General features: G+C 58.6%; 11 protein-coding genes. 1 reads left to right on the top strand and 10 read right to left on the bottom strand.

The genetic code is table 11. From position 1 onward, the window contains the following. The 8 genes from N7607_RS22980 to N7607_RS22945 form a co-directional block, all read right to left on the bottom strand. On the bottom strand, positions 1 to 1,205 hold a 1,205-nt coding region (locus N7607_RS22980), incomplete at its 3' end, for a zonular occludens toxin domain-containing protein (protein WP_279869479.1). Between the two features lie 2 nt (positions 1,206 to 1,207). Continuing rightward, positions 1,208 to 1,507 (bottom strand): DUF2523 domain-containing protein, encoded by a 300-nt coding sequence (locus N7607_RS22975; RefSeq protein ID WP_279869478.1) that lies wholly within the window; start codon positions 1,505 to 1,507, stop codon positions 1,208 to 1,210. After that, entirely contained in the window at positions 1,507 to 2,964 is a 1,458-nt protein-coding gene (locus tag N7607_RS22970; protein WP_279869477.1) for a virulence factor TspB C-terminal domain-related protein, read from the bottom strand. Before N7607_RS22970 ends, N7607_RS22975 begins: the two co-directional genes overlap by 1 nt. 76 nt (positions 2,965 to 3,040) lie before the next feature. Further along, a complete protein-coding gene (locus N7607_RS22965) occupies positions 3,041 to 3,247 on the bottom strand; it encodes a major capsid protein (protein WP_279869475.1) in 207 nt (68 codons plus the stop codon). 202 nt (positions 3,248 to 3,449) lie between these two features. Further along, complete coding sequence (locus N7607_RS22960) at positions 3,450 to 3,611, bottom strand: hypothetical protein (RefSeq protein WP_279869473.1); 162 nt, start codon at positions 3,609 to 3,611, stop codon at positions 3,450 to 3,452. Positions 3,612 to 3,671: 60 nt separating this feature from the next. Further along, on the bottom strand, positions 3,672 to 3,956 hold the full coding sequence (locus N7607_RS22955) for a single-stranded DNA-binding protein (protein ID WP_279869472.1): 285 nt from the start codon (positions 3,954 to 3,956) through the stop codon (positions 3,672 to 3,674). A gap of 12 nt (positions 3,957 to 3,968) precedes the next feature. Next, positions 3,969 to 4,214, bottom strand: a complete 246-nt coding sequence (locus tag N7607_RS22950) for a hypothetical protein (RefSeq protein WP_279869471.1) — start codon at positions 4,212 to 4,214, stop codon at positions 3,969 to 3,971. Beyond that, complete coding sequence (locus N7607_RS22945; protein WP_279869469.1) at positions 4,211 to 5,449, bottom strand: phage/plasmid replication protein; 1,239 nt, start codon at positions 5,447 to 5,449, stop codon at positions 4,211 to 4,213. Before N7607_RS22945 ends, N7607_RS22950 begins: the two co-directional genes overlap by 4 nt. Before the next feature lie 168 nt (positions 5,450 to 5,617). Here N7607_RS22945 and N7607_RS22940 point away from each other — a divergent pair, with 168 nt between their 5' ends. Continuing rightward, entirely contained in the window at positions 5,618 to 5,971 is a 354-nt protein-coding gene (locus N7607_RS22940) for a helix-turn-helix transcriptional regulator (protein ID WP_279869468.1), read from the top strand. A 246-nt stretch (positions 5,972 to 6,217) separates the two neighbouring features. Here the strand turns inward: N7607_RS22940 and N7607_RS22935 are convergent, their stop codons facing one another. Together N7607_RS22935 and N7607_RS22930 are read right to left on the bottom strand one after the other, a co-directional pair. Next, entirely contained in the window at positions 6,218 to 6,514 is a 297-nt protein-coding gene (locus N7607_RS22935) for a hypothetical protein (protein WP_279869466.1), read from the bottom strand. A 134-nt stretch (positions 6,515 to 6,648) separates the two neighbouring features. After that, positions 6,649 to 6,786, bottom strand: coding sequence for a hypothetical protein (locus N7607_RS22930; protein ID WP_279869464.1), 138 nt, complete (start codon positions 6,784 to 6,786; stop codon positions 6,649 to 6,651). Positions 6,787 to 6,965 lie beyond the last annotated feature (179 nt).

Here is a 6,965-nt window from a genome sequence, read left to right as displayed (position 1 = left end):
TAGTGCGTTGCTTCAGAGCCCTGGAACACGTTTTCCCAGCGAGAAGATGCAGCGGCCACACGGCCATCAACGGGCTTGTCGGCGACAGCAGATGCTGAAGTGACTCGCTGCCCATCAGATGCCCCCGGGTCGCTGCGCGACCCCGCGTCACCTGCTGTGCGCTCGCCATAATCAGGCTTGGTATCGTCGAAATAGCCGTTCTCGACCATGTCCATGCATGCCTCAAAGGGAATATCCATCCGGCTGCCTTGCTGGCTGATACAGGCGCAGCCATGGAGCTTCCCGTGACGATTACCCAGCCGCAACGACTTACGCCGCTGGTTGATGATTTCCTCTGACCTGGTGCTATAGCAGCGAGGCCTAGGAAACGACACCGGCTTGGTCAGATCGTCATAGATCGGAGCCGACGAAGGTACGCCAGCAATCCTGGGCGTGCGGTCGGCAATGTATTGCTCAGTCGTCACATGAGCGCGATCGGCGGCCACTGGAACAACCTGGGCAGCCTTAGAGGCAGAAACACCGTCAACGACCTCTACGGAGGCCGCAGAGGCATCACCGAACGAATTCAGGCGCTGATACAGGTACACGCCCACACCAGCGATGAACAACGCGGCAAGGCAAAGGACGAATGCCGCCTTGGGCAAGCGGAACTTGAAGTGGTGCGAAGTGCCCTCCTTCACCGAGTCGTAACAGCCGAAATAGCTGCTATCAATGGCAATCCGCTTGAACTCAGCATCGGCAAAGCCAAGGTTTTTGTTAGCCGCCAGCTGGACCTTCTGGAACTCCCAGCGCTTCACCCAGGGCCCATCATTCGGCCGGTGGTAGTGGATGTGCTGGGAACACAGCTCGCGCATGTGCGCGTCGAGGAAGGTCGGGCTCTGCGTGATCAAGTGCAGCTCGTGACCATCCTTCCGCATGATCTCAAGCCGTGTCGCATAGGCCGGCACCTTCGAGGCGGCAGAGCGAACACGAAACCAGGTCTGCGCCTCATCGATCACGATCAGCGCATTAGCCGGCAGCTCGAACCACGTCTCCGGATGATCGAACTGGACCCACGTTGCTTTGATCGCCGGGTGGTCTGGCTTGAAGTTCGTTACGTTGCAGTAATAGACCGTGCGCCCCGAGGCATGCGCTTTTTCGTCGATTTCCTTGATGCTGTTCAGCGTCTTTGTGTGGCCCTGGAAGCCGGTGCGGATGACGAGCATGGTCAGCCTCCTACGGCGCCAAGAGTGGTCTTCTTGCCGGTGCTGGCATTGACGCCAGACAGCACAGCGCGAGCCGTCACCGCCGAAAGCATGATGTTTACCGCGATATCCAGCTTGATCAGGCCGAACAGCATCAGCACATCAGCCGGAAGGCCAGTCATGTTGCTCAGCAGGTAACTACGGGCCGTAGACAGCACCGCAGTGATGCCGACATAGGTCACAGCACCAATACCGAGCGAGGTCAGCACCTTGGCCACCAGGGGGCCGACAATGGCGCTCAGAAACAGGAAAATTGCAGGCATCAGTCACCTCCAAAGGCGCGGCCAACGTAGACCGCAAAGAACAGCGAAGACAGCGCAACAAGCAGGTTGCCCAAGGCGCTGGCGTACTGGCAGACGAAGTTCCAGGAGAACGTCACCGAAGACCCCGTAAGGCTCAAATGCACTACACGATCTGGCGGGCAGGAAGCCGACAGCCAACGGCCAGCAGAAGGACCAGAGAACAGGCTGCCAGCGTCGATTTCATCGGTCTGAAGCTGGTACTCAGACTTACCAGCCTCAGCCAGAACAGAGCCCTTCTGGCTATCCCAATCCAAGGCGCAGCGCATCTCCTTCTGAGTACGCAACATGGCGCAGTCGATGGCATCACCCCCACAACTCAGGCTTGAGCCGCAGGCCTCACCACTGGCCAGGCGCTCAACCTCCTCTTCAGACTCTTCCTCTTCCTCGGATTCATCACCAGGTGTCGTCGGGTCATCACACTTCGGGCCTGTGCAAGTTGAACTTTCACCCGTTGTATTGCCGTTACCATCGGTCGAGCTGGAGCTAGAGGAGTTAGTTGTCGAAGACGTGCACTTGCCGGCCTTACAGTTTGTGTCGGTCTGCGAGGTGTTCGTTGTCGTTGTCGTGCCGCCCTGGGCGTTGCTGTTCTGCTGAACTTGATCAGTCTTGGTCGATGAATTCGACTCAGGAACATAATCAGGGGAAGTGCAGTGAAGACCCTGGACTCCATTCACAGCGCCAACAGCACAATTCGAACTTGCCCACTGGTTGGAATTCTTTGATGTCACGCAGGTATAAGTCGTCGTGCCACTGTTCACGGCAGGCGCAGTGCACTCTTTTGACTGAGTTGCTTCAGTTGGCTTCGGTGGCGTACAAGCAGCACCGGTACAGCCATCAACAGAACCACCCTCAGAAGCAGCCTGCTGGGCACCGGTATAGGTGCCAGAGCCAAAGCAGGTGAACTTGCCCGTCTTGCCATCAACGCCGCAGTCCTTGGTGCCGGAAGCTGAGCAGATATCGACGGCGCAGTCGCCCTGAGAAGTCGTGCAACGAATAGGGTTCTGGTCGTGAGCCTCAAGGGAAGCATATTCCTTCTTCCAAGCGGTAGTCTGATTAGCCTTCGAAGTGCACTGATTGGTAGGGGTAACACATTGGCCATTCTCCATTACCTTTGGGGCATCACAACTGGCATTACATTGAGTTCCGTTGTCACCCCATTGGCATTGCTGAGTTGAACTAAGAACAGTTCCAATAAGTTTATAACCTGGATCGGAAGAGTATTGCTTTGCGTAACAGGCATTCTCAGCCGTTACGACTGCAGAATAAGCGCCAGGAGCCCTCGCCTCACAAGCAAGCTGCTTAGTTGGATAACGGGCAGTCTGAGGGCTAACCCAATAAACAGTCAGAGTGGAAGCACTAGATACGCCCGAATAGCAGGAAAAGAAAAGCAACAGTAATAACGGCCAAGTAATACGCATTGGGATCGATCCCCATATCTGCAACCCTCAAACGAAAAGCCCCGGCGGACCGGGGCTATCTGGAACCTTCACCCCATTACAGGGCTTTGCGGAGCCACTTCAGAGCAGCAATGCCGATGATCACGGCGATCACCAGGGCGCCCAGGGCGAGAGCGTCAGTCTTACCGGCAGTGATCGCGCTAGTGACCTCGGTGTCGAGGGCTGCGTGAGCCTGCTGGATGGACAGAACGCCGACAGCAGCAGCGGCACCGATGGAGCGTTTCAGGGTTTGCAGATTGCGCATGGTTGTTACCTCAGTTGAGCGACTTTCTTGAGAGCGAGAAGGCAGAACACGGCCACGAAGACGCCCAAGGCGGCGTCCTTAAGCTGCGTTGCTTCCTCAGTGGTAAGCCCCGAGTTCGGGACTGTTTGGAGCGTGCCGGCGCACGACAGAAAGCCCTCGGGGGACTGCTGCCAGGTGCCGTCACACGCAATCAGGGAGGCCATCAGCGCAGCGCCTGAGGAAGGCGGCCACGACCGATGCCCTTGGTGATCAGATCGGAGAGCGCCAGCGCGAGCTCGGGGGTCAGAACGTCAGCCGAGCCGGAGGCGGAGCACTCCGGGCAGAAGTGCTGTTCCTGGGCGGAAGGGACGTGCAGAACGCCCATTTCGCGGGAGCAGCCATTGCAGAGGATTCGACCCTGGCAGATCACGGCGGCGCCCTCCCCTTAGGCCGTTTTCAGCGCAGCAGCAGCCGGGGCTTTCACCAGGCGCGGGCGCATTTGCAGGTCATCGAAGCGACCGACGAAGAAGCTACTGTCGTCGAGCATGTATTGGCCCGGCAGATACGGCTGAGCATCGTCTTCCAGGGTGACTTTGATCGGCTGCGGGTACTTGTTCGGCGGGATGTGGACGTAGGCCGTTTGCTCGCGAATCTGGTACGGCTTGCCGGTGCGGGCAGAGGTGCCGGTCTTGATTTTCAGCTCAGTCGATTCGATTTCGATAATCAGCATTTCATCGTGCTCCTAGTGCGGGTCGAGGCCGAACAGATCGCCCACGTAGGGCGCTGATTTGGTCTCGGAGAAAAGGCGGAACTTGTTGGGGTTCTCGCCGTAGTTGCCCTCCTCCCGCAGCTTGTCGACTGCCGCCAGGGCCTCGTCGACTTGTTGCGTCAGGTGGGGATTCAGGAATGAACGGACTTGGCGCTGCTGCTCGATGCGGCGGCGCTCAGATGCAGAGAGCTGGGTGCCCTGGAAGCTGACGGTCTTCATGCAGCCACCAGTTGCAGGTGGCCAGCTGGGCGGCGATACCAGGTCGGCATGGCCAGCACATCGACCGGGATGACGTCACGGCTGGAGACGTGGACGACCGGCGAGAAGCGTGTCAGGTCGCAGGGGTTGGCGATGTCGATGCCGATCTGGCGCAGGCGAGCGCGCATGGTCTGCTGCTGGCGGTTCTGCTTGTCGAAGGGCTTGCCACCCATCCAGGCCAGCGCGTACTGCGCAGTGGTGTTTGCGGCCTTGGTGTTTTTCACCACGCCTTGAGATACCAAATGCTCGCTTATCGTCTCGTAATCCATCGCCGTCACCGTCAGTCGCTTGTCTATCCCCAGGAATTCTTCATGAATGGCCTTGAGCTTCGACTCGTCGAAAAAACCCCACCAGGCGAGGCCTTCGCGCAGCAGGTATTCACGCTTCAGCTCCTGTTCCATGCGCACCACGCCGTGTTCCTGGCAGTAGGTGATCAACTCACGGAGGTAGGTGACCTCGGGGCTGTCATCGCCGAAGTTGCGGCGCGCTTTGGGGAGCAGGAATAAGGCGATCGCTGTCGCCTTCTCGTAGGCCTTGCGGTACTGATCGCGGGCCTTCCAATCGACGGTGCAGCCGTCGGTGTAGAGGTGGCCGACCTTGTAGCCGGCGCGCTGAGTGCTCAGCGCCTTGATGTACTGAAGGGCATTGCCCTTCCCTACTGTCCGGTTAGTCGTCAGGTCGATCCGAGTGATGCGCATGCCGTCGCCGACGATGGTGTGCTTGTGGCTGGTCTCAACGGTCTGCACGTAGGCGAAATGGTCGCCCTCCTCGTTCGCCTGGCCCTGATCGAATGCCAGGTCAAGCGCCTCATCAGCGCTACGCGCCTGAGTGATCCGGCGAGAAACGACCCGAGAACGGGGCGCCATCAGGTGATCGATGCGCGTGCAGCGAGTCAGCGCAGGCAGGCCATACTCCAGCAGGATGCGGTTGTAGACCGCCACGCACTGCTCGATGGTCTGGTAGCCGAAAAGGTTGTCGAGGCGATCCACCGCGCTGGGGTTGCCCTGAACGATGAGTCGACGGCCATCGACGCGAATCTTGATCGAGGTCGAGTAAGAGCCTTCGTGCTTCCAGCCTGGCTGGGTCTCGCTGAGGCGTTCGCCGGTCCGGGTGCAGTACCGCTCAATAGTGATGTCAGCGACCTTGGGCAAATCGAACGGGTAGGCCTGCTCCACCGACAGGTAGTCGATGAACATGCAGCTACGAGGTTCGACCGAGAGCGACATTGGCGTCCAATCCATAAGACAGATACGACGCATCGTAGCGACGTATTTGTCCTAGTCAAGACGTATTTGTCACATGGTGGCGATTTGGCAGGACGGAAAAGGAGACAGAACGTGGTCAAATTGGTACATGAAAGTCCCATGAGCCAGCCAGCAATGACCCTTGGTGAAAACCTGAAACGCATCCGCGAGCAAGCCGGACTGTCGCAAGGACAGCTCGCCGTGCTGGCCAACCTCAACCTGAAAATGGTTCAGAGGATCGAGGCCGGGGATGGCGACACCGGAGTGTCCAAGGTAAAGGCCCTGATCATTGCCCTGGGGTGCACAGCCGACGAGCTGCTGTTTGACGAGAGCGAGCTGGGCGAAGACGGCGACCTGAAAATACTCTTCGAGCAGATGCGCAAGCTCGAAGGCCAGGAGCGTCAGACCTGCAAAGAGGTGATACGAGCCCTCATCATGCAGCACCAAAACCGAGAGCTGCTGAAGCAAGGGTAAGCCTGAGTTACCGCAGGATATTGCGGTGAATTGGGGGTGTTACAGCACCCCCACCCGTCCGCGCGGCTGCAACGGCCGTAGCACCTTCCGCCGGGCTTGGTCGACCTGAACCAGCCTCGGACACCTGAATCAGCAGCGAAAGACGACCAGAGAGTGCCCTGACAGGCGCTGTGCGGCCCGTATTGGGGTGATCATGGCGCGAAGGGGGTTTTGCGGCGCCTGAGAGCCAGGCGCACGCGAAGAGGCTCAGCGGCGATAGTTGGGATGCAGAGGATTTTCAGACCGAGCGAAGAACATATCGCCCTGGCCGCAGGCTTCGACCAGAAGCGCCGCCGAGTCGCGAGCCTGGTCCAGGACCTGCTGCTGGCGAGCGACGATGTCCCGGAGTCGTGATATTTCCTCACGTTGCTCGTCAACTCGGTCGCGCAGCTGGAGCATCTGCTCGATGCCCGCGATGAACGCCTGGCTACCAGTGCCTTTACCGGTTGCGATCTTGGCCTGGCGCACCAGGTCTTCGGGAACATCACGAATCGTCAGAAGCATCGAGCAGTCTCCCTGCTAGCAGTTTTCATCCTGGAGCGATCGCACCAGGTGCAATTATGCTAGCAAGTCTATCGATAGAGCTGCTAGCAATTTCGAGGATCTCACCAGGTGCTCGAGCAGAAAAACGCTAGCAATCAGAGGTCGAGAATTCGCCGGCAAATAGCTTTCAACTGATCGACCAGCTGATCCAGTTCGGCAGATTCCTGGGCGAAGTCGTCGGCAGAAATTCGCAATTTGCGAACTTCGGAGACGAGGCGCGGATAGTCAGTCAAGATCCACTCGACAGCCTCAGAGCCCTTGCGGCCTGGGGCGTACAGCTCAGCGTCTCGGATCAGATAGGCAGGTAGGTCAACGGGGCATCGCATAATCCGGATTATGGCTGAATACCGTCAGGCGCTGCGCATTGTCCTGACGATACTCACCATGAATCCGGGTCCATTATGCGAAGCCT

It is taken from the genome of Pseudomonas sp. GD04019, from assembly GCF_029837695.1.
GTDB lineage: Bacteria > Pseudomonadota > Gammaproteobacteria > Pseudomonadales > Pseudomonadaceae > Aquipseudomonas.
This window is presented reverse-complemented; position numbering and strand designations above follow the sequence as displayed.